The following is a 1,955-nucleotide window of genomic DNA, read 5'->3' as shown; positions in this document are numbered from 1 at the left end:
CTCTTGAAGGACGTTATATCCCCCTATGGTCAGGTGTATGCGCTGGCATTGCTATTACACCCACGCGCGGGTTAGCCACGATCAATAAGCTCTTCTGTTTTCCAGCCAATATCTTCCTCTGGAATTGCCAGCAATGTCATACAGATAAATGCCAGTCGGCGAAATATTTCTGGGGAAGAACCAACAAGCCCCTGCCGGCCGGAGCATATGCGGATGCGCTCAGGAACTATCGCATACTCTCCCACCGCAGCGCTCATACCCGCTAATATCGCAGCGTGATATTCATCGTCAATCCATGGCACAACCTTATCCACCGTGCCGGCCAAGGAATCGCTAACGTGGGTTATCGGTGGACGAGAGAAGATCGGAATCTCTATTCTGGTCTTATCCGCCGATTTACCTAATGACTGAATTCCCAGCAGCCCATACAGGAATCGACCGCCTGCAGGTACAAAAATCTCAACGGCAATTGTCGTACGCAAAGGGCGAACGCTGCCTTCGCATTGCACTACCTTCTTACATGAAAGCTCATCCGTCTGAAATGATGTAGGTAGTTCACTCAGCCAAACGCGTGCCTTACGCTCTTTAGTCAGGTTAAATGACTTCATTGAATTCCCCAGAAATTTCTCCACGCGTTATTGAACTCACCAGGCAGACTCTTTATCACTTCTGGATGATAGAGAGAAAAAGGTGAAATGCTGTACTTTTCAATCGCAGCCGCATGAGCCGCGTCATAAGCCAATCCCGCTCTGCGCGCTGTACCTTCTGCGATCTCGTGGAGGTAAAAATTTGCATCTGCACCTATCGCTCTCGCACCCGTTTGAAGGCTTTCCTTCAACCTATCGACCATTGCAACGTTAGCTGCGGTTGGTTCAAATCTTGCCAAGTTCGCCTCAACAAGTGACATGCCCTTTTTCGATACTCTGACCCCTTCTGCTACACACGCTTCAGCCACTTTCGTCCCGGCTTTTGCAACGCCGCCACCGATCAGAGGCGTATCACTATTGGCAATCTCATACGCTATAAATGCGACCCCAAGCACCCCAAGTACATGGTTTAGCCCACGTGGATCAACAAACATCAGAGGATCCCCGCCCACATAGGCAAAGGTATTGATTCCACCCCCAAGCCCAATGGGATCGGACTGCATATAGCGCCCGATCCTCGGGTTGTAYTCCCGRTTCCAGTTCTGGAACARCCCACTCTCGGCATCAAAGGTYTGCCCAGGCAGYCGCTGGTTAWAKGYGAAGGYCCCCAGGCTKYYSGGRTTCTGATCAGGCGCCGTCGCGCCAAAGGGYTCCGCCGTATCCCAGCGCCACACAACCGCATCATCAATTTGCCGCGTGATGATGCGTGGCGCACCGAGCTGATCCGTCGAGACGTTGTACAGGCCGATGGCAATGTCACTTCCGGCTCCCGTTCCCGTCTGCTTGATCACCCCGACCGGCATGCCCATGTAGATGGTTTCGTATTGGGGAACCCCATTGGCATCGTACTCACCGAGCAGTTTTCCTTCTTCGTCATAGATGTAGTACGCCGCACCGGTTGGGATCAAGGCCGTCGGTCCCGTCTTGCTCATCCTCAACTCCAGGGCGCTGTAACTGTAGTTCACCGTGCCGCCGGCGTTCGTCACCGTGGCCAGCCTGCCGCGGTCGCTGTAGCTATAGCTATTGACCCCGTCGCTTGTGATGTTGCCGGCCGCATCGTGCACCACGGTGGCGACGCCGGTGCTGTCCTGCGTCTGGTTCAGCCGGTTGCTGGTGCTGGCAATGGTGTTGGGGTAGCTCGTGCCGCCAACGACTTTGGCCGTGCGGTTGCCCGTGGCGTCATAGCTGTACTGGATCGCACTGCTGCCCAAGGTGGCGCTGATCAGTCGGTTCAGGTTGTCATAACCAAAGCTCTGGTCCAGTGCGGGCACCGGGACTCCGTTGCTGGTGTGGGTGTAGCCGGTGATG

Annotated in this window: 2 protein-coding genes; both read right to left on the bottom strand. The window is 54.6% G+C overall.

Going from position 1 to position 1,955, the window contains the following annotated elements; genetic code table 11:
* Positions 1-71 precede the first annotated feature (71 nt).
* Positions 72-608, bottom strand: coding sequence for a hypothetical protein (locus AC1DWI_RS21085; protein ID WP_477671728.1), 537 nt, complete (start codon positions 606-608; stop codon positions 72-74).
* The coding region (locus AC1DWI_RS21080; RefSeq protein ID WP_477725668.1) for an RHS repeat-associated core domain-containing protein at positions 605-1,955 on the bottom strand (1,351 nt) is incomplete at its 5' end. The genes AC1DWI_RS21080 and AC1DWI_RS21085, both read right to left, overlap by 4 nt.

This window comes from Polaromonas sp. P3_C2 (assembly GCF_056402675.1).
Note: the sequence above shows the minus strand (reverse complement) of the source record. Positions and strands in the feature narration are given on the sequence as shown.

Bases quoted from the DNA above. Each gene is read 5' to 3' on its own strand.
- AC1DWI_RS21085 (WP_477671728.1), bottom strand. From the start codon at position 608: ATGAAGTCATTTAACCTGACTAAAGAGCGTAAGGCACGCGTTTGGCTG.